This window comes from Streptomyces sp. DSM 15324 (genome assembly GCF_001514285.1).
In the GTDB taxonomy this organism is placed as follows: Bacteria; Actinomycetota; Actinomycetes; order Streptomycetales; family Streptomycetaceae; genus Streptomyces.
In genome coordinates, this window is record NZ_KQ949025.1 from 766,573 (window position 1) to 784,361 (window position 17,789).

The window sequence follows — 17,789 nt, forward strand, 5'->3', positions numbered from 1 at the left end:
ATTCTTCCGACCCCTTACAGCTTCATCAGGCTGGCGTCGTCGACCGAGGCCGTGTGGCGGGAACGGAACAGCGACACGATGATCGCGAGTCCCACCACGACCTCCGCTGCGGCGACGACCATCGTGAAGAAGGCGATGATCTGGCCGTCGAGGTTGCCGTGCATCCGGGAGAAGGTGACGAACGCGAGGTTGCAGGCGTTGAGCATCAGCTCGATGCACATGAACACGACGATCGCGTTGCGCCTGATCAGCACGCCGGTCGCGCCGATCGTGAACAACAGAGCGGCGAGGTAGAGGTAGTTGACGGGGTTCACTTCGACGCCTCCTCGGTCCGCCGGGAGTTGCGCTCCGGGTGCGGCGGCTCGCTCCCGCCGCGCTCCAGCCGGTCCTGCGCGCGCTGTTCCAGTGCCTTGAGGTCGCTGAGCGCCTGGGTGGACACATCGCGGATCTGGCCCCGATCGCGCAGGGTGCTGCTGACCGTGAGCTCCGACGGGGTGCCGTCGGGCAGCAGGCCCGCGATGTCCACGGCGTTGTGCCGCGCGTACACGCCGGGCGCGGGCAGCGGCGGGACGTGCTTGCCTTCGCGGACGCGCTGTTCGGCCAGCTCGCGCTGGGTCTTCGCGCGCTCGGTGCGCTCGCGGTGGGTGAGCACCATGGCGCCGACGGCGGCCGTGATCAGCAGGGCGCCGGTGATCTCGAAGGCGAAGACGTACTTGGTGAAGATGAGGGCGGCGAGGCCCTCCACATTGCCGTTCGCGTTGGCCTGGGAGAGGCCGGTGAACTCGGTCAGGGAGGCGTGGCCGATGCCGCCGACCAGCAGGACGCCGAAGCCGAGGCCGCACACCAGGGCCAGCCAGCGCTGCCCCTTGATGGTTTCCTTCAGGGAGTCCGCCGCGGTGACGCCGACGAGCATCACCACGAACAGGAACAGCATCATGATGGCGCCGGTGTAGACGACGATCTGCACGATGCCCAGGAAGTAGGCGCCGTTGGCGAGGTAGAAGATCGCCAGGATGATCATGGTGCCGGCGAGGCAGAGCGCGCTGTGGACGGCCCTCTTCATGAAGACGGTGCACAGGGCGCCGATCACGGCGACGGTGCCGAGGACCCAGAACTGGAAGGCCTCTCCCGTGGAGGTGGAGTAGGCGGCGAGTTGTGCGCTCATCGGCGGGTCACCTCCTCCGAGGCCGGCTCGCCCTCGCCGAAGGTGGTGGCGGCCTCCTGCGGGACCTCGCCCTGGGAGACGGCCACCTGGCGCTCGGTGCCGGGCGCGGCCTCGGTCACCAGGCCCCGGTAGTAGTCCTGTTCGTCGGTCCCGGGGTAGATCGCGTGCGGCGAGTCGACCATGCCGTCCTCGAGGCCGGCCAGCAGCTGCTCCTTGGTGTAGATCAGGTTGGCGCGGCTGGAGTCGGCGAGCTCGAACTCGTTCGTCATCGTGAGCGCGCGCGTGGGGCAGGCCTCGATACACAGGCCGCACAGGATGCAGCGGGCGTAGTTGATCTGGTACACGCGCCCGTACCGCTCGCCCGGCGAGTAGCGCTCCTCGTCGGTGTTGTCCGCGCCCTCGACGTAGATCGCGTCGGCGGGACAGGCCCAGGCGCACAGCTCGCAGCCGACGCACTTCTCCAGGCCGTCCGGATGGCGGTTGAGCTGGTGCCGTCCGTGGAACCGCGGGGCGGTGGTCTTCTTCTGCTCCGGGTACTGCTCGGTCAGCCGCTTCTTGAACATGGCCTTGAAGGTCACGCCGAAGCCGGCCACGGGGTTCTGGAAGCCGGGGTTCGTCTGCCCGGTCTCCTTCGGCTCCTCAGCCATCGGACGCCTCCTTTCCATCCAGCGATCCGTCACTGACAGTGTCCGACCCACCACTGACAATCAGCTCCCGCTCCCGGCGCGGACGGCGCCTGGGCACCGCGGGAAGCTCCTGTCCGGGCAGCGGAGGTACGGGGAACCCGCCCGCCATCGGGTCGAAACCGGCGGGCTCGGCGGGGGCCTGGGCCGCCTTCGCGCCGCCGCGGAACATGTCCACGACGAAGGAGAGCAGCAGCAGGGTCAGCACACCGCCGCCGACGTAGAGGGCGATCTCGGCGAAGTCGTAGTTCTCGTTGCGCAGGGTCCGTACGGTCGCGACGAGCATCAGCCAGGTCACCGACACCGGGATGAGGACCTTCCAGCCGAGCTTCATCAGCTGGTCGTAGCGGACGCGGGGGAGCGTGCCGCGCAGCCAGATGAAGAAGAACAGCAGCAGCTGGACCTTGACGACGAACCAGAGCATCGGCCACCAGCCGTGGTTCGCGCCCTCCCAGAAGCCGCTGATCGGCCAGGGGGCCCGCCAGCCGCCCAGGAAGAGCGTGGTGGCCACGGCCGAGACGGTCACCATGTTGACGTACTCGGCGAGCATGAACATCGCGAACTTGATCGACGAGTACTCGGTGTTGAAGCCGCCGACCAGGTCGCCCTCGGACTCCGGCATGTCGAAGGGGGCGCGGTTCGTCTCCCCGACCATGGTGACGATGTAGAGGACGAACGAGACCGGCAGCAGGAGGATGTACCAGCGGTCCGTCTGCTGCTCGACGATCGTCGACGTCGACATCGACCCGGAGTAGAGGAACACCGAGGCGAACGCGGCGCCCATGGCGATCTCGTACGAGATCATCTGCGCGCACGAGCGCAGACCGCCCAGGAGCGGATAGGTGGATCCGGAGCTCCAGCCCGCCAGGACGATGCCGTAGATGCCGACCGAGGCGACCGCGAGGATGTACAGCATCGCGATCGGCAGGTCGGTGAGCTGCATCGTGGTGCGCTGGCCGAAGATCGAGATCTCGTTGTCGGCCGGGCCGAAGGGGATCACCGCGATCGCCATGAAGGCCGGGATGGCCGCGACGATCGGCGCCAGGACGTAGACCACCTTGTCGGCGCGCTTGACGATGATGTCTTCCTTCAGCATCAGCTTGATGCCGTCGGCCAGCGACTGGAGCATGCCCCAGGGGCCGTGCCGGTTGGGGCCGATGCGCAGCTGCATCCAGGCGACGACCTTGCGCTCCCAGACGATGGAGAACAGCACCGTCACCATCAGGAAGGCGAAGCAGAACACCGCCTTGACGACGACCAGCCACCAGGGGTCGCGGCCGAACATCGAGAGGTCTTCAGCGGCGAAGTACGGGCTCATGCCTCCACCTCCTGGGGGGTCTCGGCGGCGGGCGTCGCCGGACCGATGCGGACGAGGGAGCCGGGCCGGGCCCCGGTGTCGGAGGCGACGCCGCCGCCGGCGGAGTTCAGCGGGAGCCAGACGACCCGGTCGGGCATCTCGGTGACCTGGAGCGGGAGTTCGACGACACCCCGAGGGCCGGTCACGGCGAGGACGTCGCCGTCCTTCACCCCGGCCTCCGCGGCGGTCGCCGCCGACACGCGTGCGCGTGCCGCGTGCCGTGTGCCGGCGAGCGCCTCGTCGCCGTCCTGCAGCCGCCCCTGGTCCAGCAGCAGCCGGTGTCCGGCGAGCACGGCCTCGCCCGCGGCGGGCCTCGGCAGGACGCCGGAGGTCTCGCGGGGTTCGGTGGCGCGCGCCCCGTCCCAGGCGCCGAGCCGGTCCAGCTCCGCGCGCGTGGTGCGCAGGTCCGGCAGGCCCAGATGGACGTCCATGGCGTCGGCGAGCATCTGGAGCACGCGCGCGTCGGACGGGGCCGACCGGCGGGTCATCTGGTCGGGCTTGAGCGCGGCCTCGAAGAAGCGGACCCGGCCCTCCCAGTTGAGGAACGCGCCCGGCTTCTCGGCGACCGCGGCCACCGGCAGCACGACGTCGGCGAGCCGGGTGACCTCGCTGGGCCGCAGCTCCAGCGAGACGACGAACCCGGCCTCGGCGAGCGCCTCACGCGCGCGTGCCGGGTCGGGCAGGTCGGCGACCTCCACCCCCGCGACGAGCAGTGCCTGCAAAGCCCCGGAGGCGGCGTCCTCGATGATCTGGCCGGTGTCCCTGCCGTGCCGGTGCGGGAGCTCGGCGAGACCCCAGGCGGCCGCGACCTCCTCACGCGCGCGCGGGTCGGTCGCCGGACGCCCGCCCGGCAGCAGCGAGGGCAGCGCACCCGCCTCGATCGCGCCCCGCTCCCCGGCCCGGCGCGGGATCCACACCAGCAAGGCCCCGGTGGCGTCGGCGGCCCGTACGGCGGCCGTCAGACCGCCGGCCACACTCGCCAGCCGCTCCCCCACGACGATCACCGCGCCCGCGCCGCGGAGCGCCTCGGCGGCCTTGCCGCCCTCCTCCTCCAGGCCGACCCCGCCGGCCAGCGCGTCCAGCCACTCGGTCTCGGTGCCCGGAGCGGCCGGCAGCAGGGTGCCGCCCGCCTTCTCCAGGCCCCGTGTGGCGTGCGTGGCCAGCGAGAACACCTTCTGACCGTGCTTGCGCCAGGCCTTGCGCAGCCGCAGGAAGACGCCGGGAGCCTCCTCCTCCGACTCGAAGCCGACCAGCAGGACGGCGGGCGCCTTCTCCAGCGAGGCGTACGTGACGCCCGTACCGTCGAGGTCACGGCCGCGTCCGGCGACCCGCGCCGCGAGGAAGTCGGCCTCCTCGGCGCTGTGCACGCGCGCGCGGAAGTCGATGTCGTGGGTGTCGAGCGCCACGCGCGCGAACTTGCTGTACGCGTACGCGTCCTCGACGGTGAGCCGGCCGCCGGTCAGGACGCCGGTCCTGCCGCGCGAGGCGAGCAGCCCCTGCGCGGCGATCTGGAGCGCCTCCGGCCAGGACGCCGGTTCCAGGTCGCCCTCGGCGTTGCGCACCAGGGGCGTCTCCAGGCGGTCGCGCTGCTGCGCGTACCGGAACCCGAAGCGCCCCTTGTCGCAGATCCACTCCTCGTTGACCTCGGGGTCCGGGGCCGCCAGACGCCGCATGACCTTGCCGCGCCGGTGGTCGGTGCGGGTGGCGCAGCCGCCGGAGCAGTGCTCGCACACCGAGTGCGAGGAGACGAGGTCGAAGGGGCGGGAGCGGAAGCGGTACGCCGCCGAGGTCAGCGCGCCGACCGGACAGATCTGGATGGTGTTGCCGGAGAAGTACGACTCGAACGGGTCGCCCTCACCGGTGCCGACCTGCTGCAGCGCGCCCCGCTCGATCAGCTCGATCATCGGGTCGCCCGCGACCTGGTTGGAGAACCGGGTGCAGCGGGCGCACAGCACGCACCGCTCGCGGTCGAGCAGCACCTGGGTCGAGATCGGGACCGGCTTCTCGTACGTCCGCTTGCGGCCCTCGAACCGGGACTCCGCCTGGCCGTGGGACATCGCCTGGTTCTGCAGGGGGCACTCGCCGCCCTTGTCGCAGACCGGGCAGTCCAGCGGGTGGTTGATGAGGAGCAGCTCCATCACGCCGTGCTGCGCCTTCTCCGCCACGGGCGAGGTGAGATGGGTCTTCACCACCATCCCGTCCGTGCAGGTGATGGTGCAGGACGCCATCGGCTTGCGCTGGCCCTCGACCTCGACGATGCACTGGCGGCAGGCGCCGGCCGGGTCGAGGAGGGGGTGGTCGCAGAAGCGGGGGATCTCGATGCCGAGCTGTTCGGCGGCCCGGATGACCAGGGTGCCCTTGGGCACGCTGATCTCGGCTCCGTCGATTGTCAGCGTGACGAGATCCTCCGGCGGGACCGCCGCCTCTCCCCCTCCCGTGGGAGCGCTGGTGGTCACGGTCATGCGTTCACCTCCGGGCGGTCGGCCCAGGCCGTCGACTTCGCCGGGTCGAAGGGGCAGCCCCGGCCGGTGATGTGCTGCTCGTACTCCTCGCGGAAGTACTTGAGCGAGGAGAAGATCGGCGAGGCGGCGCCGTCGCCGAGGGCGCAGAACGACTTGCCGTTGATGTTGTCGGCGATGTCGTTCAGCTTGTCGAGGTCGGAGAGCACGCCCTTGCCGGCCTCGATGTCACGGAGCAACTGCACGAGCCAGTACGTGCCTTCCCGGCAGGGGGTGCACTTGCCGCAGGACTCGTGGGCGTAGAACTCGGTCCAGCGGGTGACGGCGCGCACCACGCACGTCGTCTCGTCGAAGCACTGGAGTGCTTTGGTGCCGAGCATGGAACCCGCGGCACCCACTCCTTCGTAGTCCAGAGGGACGTCGAGGTGCTCCTCGGTGAACATCGGGGTCGAGGAGCCGCCCGGCGTCCAGAACTTCAGGCGGTGGCCCGGTCGCATGCCGCCGCTCATCTCCAGGAGCTGGCGGAGGGTGATGCCGAGCGGGGCCTCGTACTGGCCGGGGCGGGCGACATGGCCGCTGAGCGAGTAGAGCGTGAAGCCCGGGGACTTCTCGCTGCCCATCGCCCTGAACCATTCCTTCCCCCGGTGCAGGATCGCGGGAACCGAAGCGATCGACTCGACGTTGTTCACCACAGTCGGGCACGCATAGAGGCCCGCGACCGCCGGGAAAGGGGGACGGAGCCGCGGTTGACCACGGCGGCCTTCGAGCGAGTCGAGCAGCGCGGTCTCCTCACCGCAGATGTACGCGCCGGCGCCGGCGTGCACGGTGAGTTCGAGGTCGAGTCCGCTGCCCAGGATGTTCTCGCCGAGGTAGCCCGCCGCGCGGGCCTCGCGCACGGCCTCGTGCAACCGCCGCAGAACGGGGACGACTTCACCCCGCAGATAGATGAAGGCATGCGACGACCTGATGGCGTAACACGCGATCACGATGCCCTCGATGAGGCTATGCGGGTTCGCGAAGAGGAGCGGGATGTCCTTGCAGGTGCCCGGCTCCGATTCGTCGGCGTTGACAACTAGATAGTGCGGCTTTCCATCACCCTGCGGGATGAACTGCCATTTCATCCCGGTCGGGAATCCCGCGCCGCCGCGCCCGCGCAGACCGGAGTCCTTGACGTACGCGATCACTTCGTCGGGGGACATGGCGAGCGCCTTGCGGAGTCCCTCGTACCCCTCGTGCCTTCGGTAGACGTCCAGTGACCAGGACCTCTCCTCGTCCCAGAAGGCCGACAGCACGGGTGCGAGCAGCTTCTCGGGGCTGCTGCCTTTCAGCTCGGGTGCCAAGGTCATCCCTCCCCCTCCTCGGCGGCGGGCCCTGCCGGATGGGCGGGGTCGGAGGCCGACGTGTCCTGTGGCGCGTCATGTGAACTGAGGTGCTCGGCCGGCGAGGGCTCGTGCACCGGCCTGTCCTGCGGCTCGTCGTACGGGCCGCCGTCCCGTGGATGGACCACGCGCGCGGGTGCGGCCTCTCCCCTTGCCAGGCGAAGGCCCACCAGCGACGCCGGTCCCGCACTGCCGCTCGCCTCGACGGCCCCTGGCCGCTCGTCGGGGAAGCCGGCCAGAATCCGCGCGGTGTCCTTGAAGGTGCACAGCGGCGCCCCGCGCGTGGGCGACACGGTGGCTCCGCCCCGCAGGTCGTCCACCAGGCGCTTGGCGCTCTGCACGGTCTGGTTGTCGAAGAACTCCCAGTTGACCATCACGACCGGCGCGAAGTCGCAGGCCGCGTTGCACTCGATGTGCTCCAGGGTGATCTTTCCGTCGTCGGTGGTCTCTCCGTTGCCGACGCCGAGGTACTCCTGGAGCGCCTCGAAGATCGCGTCGCCGCCCATCACCGCGCACAGGGTGTTGGTGCAGACGCCCACCTGGTAGTCGCCGCTCTCGCGGCGGCGGTACATGGTGTAGAAGGTGGCGACCGCGGTGACCTCGGCCGTGGTCAGGCCGAGGACGTCCGCGCAGAACCGCATCCCGGTGCGCGTGACGTGTCCCTCCTCCGACTGCACGAGATGCAGCAACGGCAGGAGCGCGGACCGGGAGTCGGGGTAGCGCGCGACGATCTCGCGCGCGTCCGCCTCCAGCCGGGCCCGGACGTCGTCCGGGTAGGCGGGCGCGGGCAGTTCGGGCATGCCCAGGCTGACGCCCCGCTCGGAAGAAGAGGTGGTCACCGGTCGACGCCTCCCATCACGGGGTCGATGGACGCGACGGCGACGATCACGTCGGCGACCTGGCCGCCCTCGCACATCGCCGCCATCGCCTGCAGATTGGTGAAGGACGGGTCGCGGAAGTGGACCCGGTAGGGGCGGGTGCCTCCGTCGGAGACGACGTGCACCCCGAGTTCGCCCTTGGGTGACTCGACCGCCGCGTACGCCTGTCCCGGCGGGACGCGGAAGCCCTCGGTCACCAGCTTGAAGTGGTGGATCAGGGCCTCCATGGAGGTGCCCATGATCTTCTTGATGTGGTCGAGGGAGTTGCCGAGGCCGTCCGGTCCCAGGGCGAGCTGGGCGGGCCAGGCGATCTTCTTGTCGCCGACCATGACGGGGCCGGGCTGGAGCCGGTCCAGGCACTGCTCGACGATCCTCAGCGACTGGCGCATCTCCTCCAGGCGGATGAGGAAGCGGCCGTAGGAGTCGCAGGAGTCTGCGGTCGGGACGTCGAAGTCGTACGTCTCGTAGTCGCAGTACGGCTGGGTCTTGCGCAGGTCGTGGGGCAGGCCGGTGGAGCGCAGGATCGGGCCGGTGGCGCCGAGGGCCATGCAGCCGGCCAGGTCGAGGTAGCCGACGTCCTGCATGCGGGCCTTGAAGATGGGGTTCCCGGTGGCGAGCTTGTCGTACTCGGGGAGGTTCTTCTTCATCTTCTTCACGAACTCGCGGATCTGGTCCACCGCGCCGGGCGGCAGGTCCTGGGCGAGTCCGCCGGGGCGGATGTACGCGTGGTTCATCCTGAGGCCGGTGATGAGCTCGTAGAGGTCGAGGATCATCTCCCGGTCGCGGAACCCGTAGATCATGATCGTGGTGGCGCCGAGCTCCATGCCGCCGGTGGCGATGCACACCAGGTGGGAGGACATGCGGTTCAGCTCCATCAGGAGCACCCGGATGATCTTGGCGCGTTCGGTGATCTGGTCCTCGATGCCGAGGAGCTTCTCGACGCCGAGACAGTAGGCGGTCTCGTTGAAGAAGGACGTCAGGTAGTCCATGCGCGTCACGAACGTGGTGCCCTGGGTCCACGTGCGGTACTCGAGGTTCTTCTCGATGCCGGTGTGGAGGTAGCCGATGCCGCAGCGGGCCTCGGTGACCGTCTCGCCCTCGATCTCCAGGATCAGACGGAGCACTCCGTGGGTGGAGGGGTGCTGGGGGCCCATGTTGACGACGATGCGCTCGTCGTCGGCGCGGGCCGCGGACTGGACGACCTCGTCCCAGTCGCCACCGGTGACCGTGTAGACGGTGCCCTCGGTGGTCTCGCGGGGAGAAGCGTGTGACGTGCTCACGAGTACGACCTCCGCTGGTCCGGAGCCGGGATCTGGGCGCCCTTGTACTCGACGGGGATGCCGCCGAGGGGGTAGTCCTTGCGCTGCGGATGGCCCTGCCAGTCGTCCGGCATCATGATCCGCGTCAGGGCCGGGTGACCGTCGAAGACGATCCCGAAGAAGTCGTAGGTCTCGCGCTCGTGCCAGTCGTTGGTCGGATAGACCGGGACCAGGGACGGGATGCGCGGCTCGGCGTCGGGAGCGCTGACCTCCAGGCGGATCAGCCGGTTGTGGGTGATCGAGCGCAGGTGGTAGACGGCGTGCAGCTCGCGGCCCTTGTCGTTCGGGTAGTGGACGCCGCTCACGCCGGTGCAGAGCTCGAAGCGCAGGGCGGGGTCGTCGCGCAGGGTGCGGGCGACGCGCAGCAGGTGTTCGCGCTCGATGTGGAAGGTGAGCTCGCCGCGGTCGACGACCGTCTTCTCGATCGCGTTCTCGGGGAGGAGTCCCTGTTCCTCCAGGGCGCCCTCGAGTTCGTCGGCGACCTCGTCGAACCAGCCGCCGTAGGGCCGGGCGGCGGCGCCCGGCAGGCGGACGGAGCGGACCAGGCCGCCGTAGCCGGAGGTGTCGCCGCCGTTGTCGGCGCCGAACATCCCGCGCTGGACGCGGACCTCCTCGCCGCCCTGGCCGCGCTGGCCGGGGAGGTTGGAGGCGGAGAGGTCCTTCTCGGGGTTCACGCCGTTCGACGCACCGCCGGTGCCGTTCGCGTCGCTCACCGCAGCAGCCCCTTCATCTCGATCGTGGGCAGGGCCTTGAGCGCCGCCTCCTCCGCCTCACGGGCCGCTTCCTCCGCGTTCACGCCCAGCTTGGAGTTCTGGATCTTGTGATGGAGCTTGAGGATCGCGTCCATCAGCATCTCGGGGCGCGGCGGGCAGCCGGGGAGGTAGATGTCGACGGGGACGATGTGGTCGACGCCCTGGACGATCGCGTAGTTGTTGAACATGCCGCCCGAGGACGCGCACACGCCCATGGAGATGACCCACTTCGGGTTCGGCATCTGGTCGTAGACCTGCCGCAGCACCGGCGCCATCTTCTGGCTCACCCGGCCGGCGACGATCATGAGGTCCGCCTGGCGGGGTGAGCCGCGGAAGACCTCCATGCCGAAGCGGGCCAGGTCGTAGCGGCCCGCGCCGGTGGTCATCATCTCGATGGCACAGCAGGCGAGGCCGAAGGTGGCGGGGAAGACGGATGCCTTGCGCACCCAGCCCGCGGCCTGTTCGACGGTGGTCAGCAGAAAACCGCTCGGCAGCTTTTCTTCGAGTCCCATGACTAAAGGCCCCTCAGTCCCATTCCAGGCCGCCGCGCCGCCAGACGTACGCGTAGGCGACGAAGACGGTGAGCACGAAGAGCAGCATCTCCACGAGCCCGAAGACACCCAGGGCGTCGAAGGTGACGGCCCAGGGGTAGAGGAAGACGATCTCGATGTCGAAGACGATGAAGAGCATCGCCGTCAGGTAGTACTTGATGGGGAAGCGCCCGCCGCCGGCCGGCGTGGGGGTCGGCTCGATTCCGCACTCGTAGGCCTCGAGCTTGGCGCGGTTGTACCGCTTCGGCCCGATCAGCGTGGCCATGACCACGGAGAAGATCGCAAAGCCTGCCCCGAGGGCTCCCAGTACGAGGATGGGCGCATAGGCGTTCACCGCTCCTCGCTCCTCTCAGTCGGCACTGACTGCTGGCGATGGCACTGGGCTCACATCCGCCCCACTCATCCCACGAACCCCGCGTGTCCCAACGAAGATCGCGAACATGTGAAGCAGGTCACAAGCCCAACTGCCTCGCATCCTATGCCCGCCGCTCTGTGATCTGCGACACGGGGTATTGCACAAGCTTTGTGATCTCCACCACCTGACGAAGGATCATGAAGTCATATCAGCAGCGATCTTCGTACGGGAAGCGCCGGAGTGATCACAAGAAGTGACATTTGCGCTCGTCACCGCAGGCCGCGGGGGGCGTCTCTATATCAAGATGCTTCCCTTGCATGCAAATTGGCGATGGACACCCGGGCTTGATAGAGGGGCGCGTTCACACATCGGAGGGAGGCGCGGGGGGAGGTGTGGACGCGTGCACGCGTTCACGAGCGGGACGAAGGTGATCTACGCGCGTGACGCGGTCATTCCGGTGACCTTTCCGTGACCTCTGCCACATCGACGAGAGGCCCATGAGAACCGGGCTTGGTCAACGATCCGCACCGATGGTAGGTCGAGGGCAATTCGGACGTAACAGCGAAAGGCCATGATCACAGGCCTGAGCACCCTTGTCCACAATGTCCGTTACGGCGTCAATAAAGAGTGGCACGCAGGGAATTTGGGGCTCGCGTTGAACAAATGTGGCGCAGCACACGTTTCTTGAAGGTATGGAGGAGCCCCTGATACCGGTTGGACTCATGTCCCACACCGCTCACATACGCAGCCACCGGAAGCCCCGCCGCAGCGCGTCGAACATCGCGATGCGGGCCGGAGTCGCCAGTGGTGTCCTCGGCACGCTGGCGGTCGCCACGGCGGCCGGATCGGCCAGCGCCGCCGAGCCGGTGACCCAGACGCTCGAACTGCCCGTGTTCACGGGCGACCTGGCCGCCCAGGTGGCGCAGTCCGCCCAGGCGACGCAGCAGGCCGCCGCGAACTACCAGCTCGAGGCCGAGCGCGACGCGGCCGCCGCCGCGGCGGCCAAGGAGGCCGCGAAGGACCTCGCCGCCGCCAAGAAGGCGGAGGCGAAGAAGAAGGCGGAGGAGGCCCGTGTGGCCGCCGCGGAGGCCGCCTCCCGCAACGCCGGGCGGACCGTGCTCGCCACGTCGGCGGGCAGCAGCTCCACCAGCACGTCGACCGCGACCGGTTCGGCCGCGGCCGTCATCGCCTTCGTGAAGGCGCAGATCGGCGACGCCTACGTCTCCGGTGGCACCGGCCCCAACTCCTGGGACTGCTCGGGCCTGGTGCAGGCCGCCTTCCGCCAGGTCGGCATCGACCTGCCGCGCGTCTCGCAGGACCAGTCGATGCAGGGCACCCAGGTCTCGCTGGACAATCTGCAGCCGGGCGACATCCTCTACTGGGGTGGCAGGGGCAGCGCGTACCACGTGGCGGTCTACGTCGGCGACGGCATGTTCGTCGGCGCGCAGAACCCGTCCACGGGCGTGGTCGAGCGTCCTCTGTCGTACGACCCGCCGACCGGCGCGGTGCGGGTGCTCTGACCGCACCCCGCACCTCTCACGCGTAAGGGCCGCAGCCGCTCGGGGGCAGCGGCCCTTAGCGTCGTCCCCCGGACGGCGTCAGGCCTTCGGGGCCACCTTGCTCAGACCGTTGATGATGCGGTCCATCGCGTCGCCGCCCGTGGGGTCGGTCAGGTTGGCGAGCATCTTCAGGGTGAACTTCATCAGCATCGGGTGGGTCAGCCCGCGCTGCGTGGCGATCTTCATGACCTTCGGGTTGCCGATGAGCTTCACGAAGGCGCGGCCGAGCGTGTAGTAGCCGCCGTAGGTGTCGGCGAGGATCTGCGGGTACCGCCGCAGGGCCAGTTCGCGCTGGGCGGGGGTGGCGCGGGCGTGCGCCTGGACGATGACCTCGGCGGCGATCTGCCCGGACTCCATGGCGTAGGCGATGCCCTCCCCGTTGAAGGGGTTCACCAGGCCGCCGGCGTCGCCGACGAGCAACAGGCCCTTGGTGTAGTGGGGCTTGCGGTTGAAGGCCATGGGCAGGGCGGCGCCGCGGATCGGGCCGGTCATGTTTTCGGGGGTGTAGCCCCAGTCCTCCGGCATCGACGCGCACCAGGCCTTGAGGACCTCGCGCCAGTCGAGTTCCTTGAAGGAGTCGGAGGTGTTGAGGACACCGAGGCCCACGTTGCTCGTGCCGTCACCCATGCCGAAGATCCAGCCGTAGCCGGGCAGGAGCCGGTCCTCGCCGGGGCCGCGGCGGTCCCACAGCTCCAGCCAGGACTCCAGGTAGTCGTCGTCGTGGCGCGGGGAGGTGAAGTAGGTACGGACCGCGACGCCCATCGGCCGGTCCTCGCGGCGGTGCAGACCCATCGCCAGCGACAGCCGGGTGGAGTTGCCGTCGGCGGCGACCACCAGCGGGGCGCGGAAGGTGACTTCGCGCTTCTCCTCGCCCAGCTTGGCGTGCACGCCGATGATCCGGCCGGTGCGGTCGTCGACGATCGGGGCGCCGACGTTGCAGCGCTCGTACAGCCGGGCCCCGGCCTTCTGGGCCTGGCGGGCGAGCTGTTCGTCGAAGTCGTCGCGCTTGCGGACGAGTCCGTAGTCCGGGAAGGAGGCGAGATCCGGCCAGTCGAGCTGGAGCCGTACCCCGCCGCCGATGATCCGCAGGCCCTTGTTGCGCAGCCAGCCGGCCTCCTCGGAGATGTCGATGCCCATGGCCACGAGCTGCTTGGTGGCGCGCGGGGTGAGGCCGTCGCCGCAGACCTTCTCCCGCGGGAACTCGGTCTTCTCCAGCAGGAGAACGTCGAGTCCGGCCTTGGCGAGGTAGTACGCGGTCGTGGAGCCGGCCGGCCCCGCGCCGACGACGATGACGTCGGCGGTGTTCTCGGAGAGCGACTCGGAGGCGGACTCGGAGTGGGGCTCGGTCACGGCGGGATCTCCCCAAGTTCGTAATCTGCGTGCCGGCCGGCACTGGACATGGGCAGTCTATTCAGCAGAATTGATCACCCGGCTGAAGGGCTGCCCCGTGAACCGAGCTCTCCCCGTAGTACGGCTGCGTGTCCCCACGGACGAGGACGCGGTCGCATGGCACCGGATCTTCGACCACCCGGACGTCATGGAGTTCCAGGGCCACCGGTCCGCCGAGCTCTCCGTCTACGAGGAACTCACCGCCCGCCAGCGCCGGCACGACGCCGAGCACGGCTTCTGTCTGTGGACCATGCTGGACCGCGAGGACCGGGTCATCGGCTTCACGGGGGCGCAGCCGTGGCCGGCGGACTGGGGCCCCAAGGGCGAGATCGAGATCGGCTGGCGGCTCGGCCGGGAGCACTGGGGGCAGGGGTACGTCACGGCGGCCGCGCAGATGACGCTGGAGCGGGTGCGGGCGGCCGGCGTGCCGACGGTGGTGGCCATGGTCGACGCGCAGAACGCCCGCTCCATCGCCGTCACCAAGCGCCTCGGGATGCGGCTCGCGGAGGTCTTCACCTCGCCGGAACGGAAGCGCACCGGGCACTGCTACCGACTGGACCTCCAGCCCCGCTGACCCCCGCCGCCCCGGCGCCGGTGACGCTGGGTGGCGAAAAGCCACGGATGGACACGCAGCGCTTCCGGACGGCACACGTGTGCGGTTACCCTTCCAGTATCGCTGGGGGTGACATCTGTGCTCATACCACCCAAGACACCCGAAGTGCGCGTGCCACGGTTCGTCGGTCTGATGGCCGTGGACGCGCGCGAGAAGGCCACGGCACAGGGCGTGCTGCTGGCCGCACCGGACCGGCCCGACTTCCACCGGGCCGTCGTCGACTACGTCGTACGGCAGTACCCGCCGCCCGGGGCCGAGGTGCCGCGCGGAGCCGTCGTCACCGTGTGGTTCGACTTCGCCGAGGGCGAGGGCGGCGGAGGCGCGGGCGTACGGGAGCCACGCGTGCCGAGACCGGGCGGAGGCGGCCTGGAGCGCGAGCTGGACCGCCCCGGGGACCCGTTCGAGCCGCTCACGCTCTGAGACCCTCCGGGATGAGCCCCGGGCTCTCCGGGACCGAGGCTCTCCGGCACCGAGGCTCTCCGGAGGGCTCAGGCCTGCTTGAAGCCGCGGTGGAGGGTCACCACGCCGCCCGTGAGGTTGCGCCAGGCCACCTGGGACCAGCCGGCCTTGCGCAGCAGCTCGGCGAGCGCGGGCTGGTCGGGCCAGGCGCGGATGGACTCGGCGAGGTAGACGTAGGCGTCCGGGTTCGAGGAGACCGCGCGGGCCACCGGGGGCAGCGCGCGCATCAGGTACTCGGTGTAGACGGTACGGAAGGGCGCCCAGGTCGGGTGCGAGAACTCGCAGATCACGACCCGTCCGCCGGGCCGGGTCACCCGGTACATCTCACGCAGGGCGGCCTCGGTGTCCTGGACGTTGCGCAGGCCGAAGGAGATGGTGACGGCGTCGAAGGTGTCGTCCTTGAACGGCAGCCGCGTCGCGTCCCCGGCCGTGAACGGCAGCCAGGTGTGCTTCTTCTTGCCGACCTGGAGCATGCCGAGGGAGAAGTCGCAGGGGACGACGTACGCCCCGGTCGCCGCGAACGGCAGGGAGGAGGTGGCCGTTCCCGCGGCGAGGTCCAGGACCTTCTGCGCCGGGCGGGCGTCGACCGCCTTCGCCACCTCCTTGCGCCATCTGCGGTCCTGGCCGAGCGACAGCACGTCGTTGGTCAGGTCGTACCGTTCCGCCACGCGGTCGAACATCGAGGCGACTTCGTGGGGCTGCTTGTTCAGGGAAGCACGGGTCACCTCGCCATTCTTGCAGCACGGCCCCGGCGGGCCGCAGGACACCCTCAGGGCAGCAGCCTCGGCGGGGGCCCTGCGGGGGTTGGTCGTACACCGGGTACGAGTGCCTGGTGTTCGACTCGCGGGCTGGACCAGTCCCCCCCCCCCCGGCGCGCGGCGTCCCAGCGCCCCGGAAAAGAAAGCCGCGCCCCTGACCGCCTACCTGGACCGGTACAGCAGCCGTCCCTCGATCACCGTCGCCACGCAGCTCGCCGCGCCCTTCGCCGTCAGGGCCGTCTCGTCCTCCGCGTCGAAGACCGCCAGGTCGGCTCGGGCACCCACCTCCAGGGGGCCGTGCACCGTGCCCGCCAGGTCGTGGCCCTCGGCGAAGGGGTCGAGGTCGGGACGGTCGCCCAGGAGCAGGCCGGGGGCGCCGGTCACCGGGACGACCCGCAGGCCGGAGCGGGCCACCGCCTGGGCCACCAGGGGGTCGGTGAAGCGGGCGCCCGGGGCGGCCAGGGCCGTCGTGCCGTGGCCCAGCATCCGTTGCAGGCCGCGGCGGACGCTGCCCGACCAGCGGGTCTCGGTCAGCTCCAGCGCGGCCAGGTCCGCGCCCCACAGCGGGAGTTCGCCCAGTGCGTCGTACTCGCGCGGGTCGGGGTGGTAGCAGCGGCGCAGCAGCCACGGGGCGTGCCACTGGCGCAGTCCGGGGGTGAGGACGCCGGGCCAGCGGCGGACGCGGGCGCCGGGGGCCGCGGCGGCGACCTCGTCGTACGGCCCGAGGGCCGCTATCCGGCCGCCGTCGACGGCGACGGCGCCGTCCGGGACGGGGGCCGCGCCCACCGGCAGGAGCAGGGGCGCGGCGTGAATCGTCAGCATGCGGGCTGTGGGCGCGGCGGCTAGTTGGAAGCGAGCAGCTTCAACTCGGGGTGTGCGGTGCCGCCTTCGATGGCCGTCGAGGAGATGTGGGACATCACGCGCTCGTCGACCGGGTCGTTCGCCGGGTCGTCGTGCACGACGAGGTGCTCGTACGTGGTCGACCGCTGGGCGGGGACCCGGCCCGCCTTGCGGATCAGGTCGATGATCTCCAGCCGGTTGGAGCGGTGCTTGGCGCCGGCCGAGGAGACGACGTTCTCCTCCAGCATGATCGAGCCGAGGTCGTCGGCGCCGTAGTGCAGGGAGAGTTGCCCGACCTCCTTGCCGGTGGTGAGCCACGAACCCTGGATGTGCTGGATGTTGTCCATGAACAGGCGCGCGATGGCGATCATCCGCAGGTACTCGAAGAGGGTCGCCTGCGTACGGCCCTTCAGGTGGTTGTTCTCGGGCTGGTAGGTGTACGGGATGAAGGCGCGGAAGCCCCCCGTCCGGTCCTGTACGTCACGGATCATCCGCAGGTGCTCGATGCGCTCGGCGTTGGTCTCGCCGGTGCCCATGAGCATGGTGGACGTCGACTCCACGCCCAGCCGGTGCGCGGTCTCCATGATCTCCAGCCAGCGCTCGCCGGACTCCTTCAGGGGCGCGATGGCCTTGCGGGGGCGTGCGGGCAGCAGTTCGGCGCCGGCGCCGGCGAAGGAGTCGAGACCCGCCGCGTGGATGCGGGTGATGGCCTCCTCGACCGACACGCCGGAGATCCGGGCCATGTGCTCGACCTCGGAGGCGCCCAGCGAGTGGATCACCAGCTGGGGGTACGCCTCCTTGATGGCGGAGAAGTGCTTCTCGTAGTACTCGACGCCGTAGTCGGGGTGGTGGCCGCCCTGGAACATGATCTGGGTGCCGCCGAGTTCGACGGTCTCGGCGCAGCGGCGCAGGATGTCGTCGAGGTCGCGGGTCCAGCCCTTGGCCGTGTCCTTGGGGGCCGCGTAGAAGGCGCAGAACTTGCACGCCGTGACGCACACGTTGGTGTAGTTGATGTTCCGCTCGATGATGTACGTCGCGATGTGCTCGGTCCCGGCGTACTTGCGGCGGCGTACGGCGTCGGCGGCGGCGCCCAGGGCGTGCAGGGGCGCGTCGCGGTAGAGGACGAGCGCCTCCTCCGGGGTGATGCGCCCGCCCTCGGCGGCACGGTCGAGCACAGACTGGAGGTCGGCCTTCTCGGTCACCGGAAGCGTCCCTTTCGTCAAGGGGTCAGGACGGACCGAACCAGCCTACGCCAGCGTTTTCGCGCGCCTGT

At 69.9% G+C, this 17,789-nt stretch carries 18 protein-coding genes; 3 read left to right on the forward strand and 15 right to left on the reverse strand.

Going from position 1 to position 17,789, the window contains the following annotated elements:
* Positions 1 to 14 precede the first annotated feature (14 nt).
* From nuoK to AQJ58_RS13895, 11 genes are read right to left on the reverse strand one after another with little or no spacing between them, the layout of a single operon-like run.
* Entirely contained in the window at positions 15 to 314 is a 300-nt protein-coding gene (gene nuoK, locus AQJ58_RS13845) for an NADH-quinone oxidoreductase subunit NuoK (RefSeq protein ID WP_067249406.1), read from the reverse strand.
* Complete coding sequence (locus AQJ58_RS13850; protein WP_067249409.1) at positions 311 to 1,165, reverse strand: NADH-quinone oxidoreductase subunit J; 855 nt, start codon at positions 1,163 to 1,165, stop codon at positions 311 to 313. Before AQJ58_RS13850 ends, nuoK begins: the two co-directional genes overlap by 4 nt.
* Positions 1,162 to 1,812 (reverse strand): NADH-quinone oxidoreductase subunit NuoI, encoded by a 651-nt coding sequence (nuoI, locus tag AQJ58_RS13855; RefSeq protein ID WP_067249412.1) that lies wholly within the window; start codon positions 1,810 to 1,812, stop codon positions 1,162 to 1,164. Before nuoI ends, AQJ58_RS13850 begins: the two co-directional genes overlap by 4 nt.
* Positions 1,805 to 3,166 (reverse strand): NADH-quinone oxidoreductase subunit NuoH, encoded by a 1,362-nt coding sequence (gene nuoH / locus AQJ58_RS13860; RefSeq protein WP_067249414.1) that lies wholly within the window; start codon positions 3,164 to 3,166, stop codon positions 1,805 to 1,807. The genes nuoI and nuoH overlap by 8 nt, the downstream gene beginning before the upstream one ends.
* On the reverse strand, positions 3,163 to 5,667 hold the full coding sequence (locus AQJ58_RS13865) for an NADH-quinone oxidoreductase subunit G (RefSeq protein ID WP_067249416.1): 2,505 nt from the start codon (positions 5,665 to 5,667) through the stop codon (positions 3,163 to 3,165). Before AQJ58_RS13865 ends, nuoH begins: the two co-directional genes overlap by 4 nt.
* Positions 5,664 to 7,010 (reverse strand): NADH-quinone oxidoreductase subunit NuoF, encoded by a 1,347-nt coding sequence (nuoF, locus tag AQJ58_RS13870; RefSeq protein ID WP_067249418.1) that lies wholly within the window; start codon positions 7,008 to 7,010, stop codon positions 5,664 to 5,666. Before nuoF ends, AQJ58_RS13865 begins: the two co-directional genes overlap by 4 nt.
* A complete protein-coding gene (gene nuoE, locus AQJ58_RS13875; protein WP_067249420.1) occupies positions 7,007 to 7,882 on the reverse strand; it encodes an NADH-quinone oxidoreductase subunit NuoE in 876 nt (291 codons plus the stop codon). The genes nuoF and nuoE overlap by 4 nt, the downstream gene beginning before the upstream one ends.
* Entirely contained in the window at positions 7,879 to 9,201 is a 1,323-nt protein-coding gene (locus tag AQJ58_RS13880; protein WP_067249424.1) for an NADH-quinone oxidoreductase subunit D, read from the reverse strand. The genes nuoE and AQJ58_RS13880 overlap by 4 nt, the downstream gene beginning before the upstream one ends.
* Positions 9,198 to 9,953 carry an NADH-quinone oxidoreductase subunit C gene (locus AQJ58_RS13885; RefSeq protein ID WP_067249427.1) on the reverse strand — a complete coding sequence of 252 codons (756 nt, stop codon included), beginning with the start codon at positions 9,951 to 9,953 and terminating at the stop codon, positions 9,198 to 9,200. Before AQJ58_RS13885 ends, AQJ58_RS13880 begins: the two co-directional genes overlap by 4 nt.
* Positions 9,950 to 10,504: a NuoB/complex I 20 kDa subunit family protein gene (locus tag AQJ58_RS13890; protein WP_055635348.1), complete on the reverse strand. Its 555-nt coding sequence runs from the start codon at positions 10,502 to 10,504 to the stop codon at positions 9,950 to 9,952. The genes AQJ58_RS13885 and AQJ58_RS13890 overlap by 4 nt, the downstream gene beginning before the upstream one ends.
* A gap of 13 nt (positions 10,505 to 10,517) precedes the next feature.
* Entirely contained in the window at positions 10,518 to 10,877 is a 360-nt protein-coding gene (locus AQJ58_RS13895) for an NADH-quinone oxidoreductase subunit A (RefSeq protein WP_007383963.1), read from the reverse strand.
* A 743-nt stretch (positions 10,878 to 11,620) separates the two neighbouring features.
* Between AQJ58_RS13895 and AQJ58_RS13900 the strand changes: the two genes are divergently transcribed.
* Positions 11,621 to 12,418, forward strand: a complete 798-nt coding sequence (locus AQJ58_RS13900) for a C40 family peptidase (RefSeq protein WP_067249430.1) — start codon at positions 11,621 to 11,623, stop codon at positions 12,416 to 12,418.
* Between the two features lie 78 nt (positions 12,419 to 12,496).
* Here the strand turns inward: AQJ58_RS13900 and AQJ58_RS13905 are convergent, their stop codons facing one another.
* Positions 12,497 to 13,807: a geranylgeranyl reductase family protein gene (locus tag AQJ58_RS13905; RefSeq protein ID WP_067249431.1), complete on the reverse strand. Its 1,311-nt coding sequence runs from the start codon at positions 13,805 to 13,807 to the stop codon at positions 12,497 to 12,499.
* 97 nt (positions 13,808 to 13,904) lie between these two features.
* Between AQJ58_RS13905 and AQJ58_RS13910 the strand changes: the two genes are divergently transcribed.
* Complete coding sequence (locus AQJ58_RS13910; RefSeq protein ID WP_107122043.1) at positions 13,905 to 14,420, forward strand: GNAT family N-acetyltransferase; 516 nt, start codon at positions 13,905 to 13,907, stop codon at positions 14,418 to 14,420.
* A gap of 144 nt (positions 14,421 to 14,564) precedes the next feature.
* Complete coding sequence (locus AQJ58_RS13915) at positions 14,565 to 14,879, forward strand: PASTA domain-containing protein (RefSeq protein ID WP_067249436.1); 315 nt, start codon at positions 14,565 to 14,567, stop codon at positions 14,877 to 14,879.
* Positions 14,880 to 14,947: 68 nt separating this feature from the next.
* Here the strand turns inward: AQJ58_RS13915 and AQJ58_RS13920 are convergent, their stop codons facing one another.
* From AQJ58_RS13920 to mqnC, 3 genes are all read right to left on the reverse strand, one after another.
* Entirely contained in the window at positions 14,948 to 15,643 is a 696-nt protein-coding gene (locus tag AQJ58_RS13920) for a demethylmenaquinone methyltransferase (protein ID WP_067249439.1), read from the reverse strand.
* Between the two features lie 195 nt (positions 15,644 to 15,838).
* Complete coding sequence (locus AQJ58_RS13925) at positions 15,839 to 16,498, reverse strand: amidohydrolase family protein (protein WP_067249441.1); 660 nt, start codon at positions 16,496 to 16,498, stop codon at positions 15,839 to 15,841.
* A gap of 20 nt (positions 16,499 to 16,518) precedes the next feature.
* Positions 16,519 to 17,718: a cyclic dehypoxanthinyl futalosine synthase gene (gene mqnC, locus AQJ58_RS13930; RefSeq protein ID WP_067249444.1), complete on the reverse strand. Its 1,200-nt coding sequence runs from the start codon at positions 17,716 to 17,718 to the stop codon at positions 16,519 to 16,521.
* Positions 17,719 to 17,789: the final 71 nt, after the last annotated feature.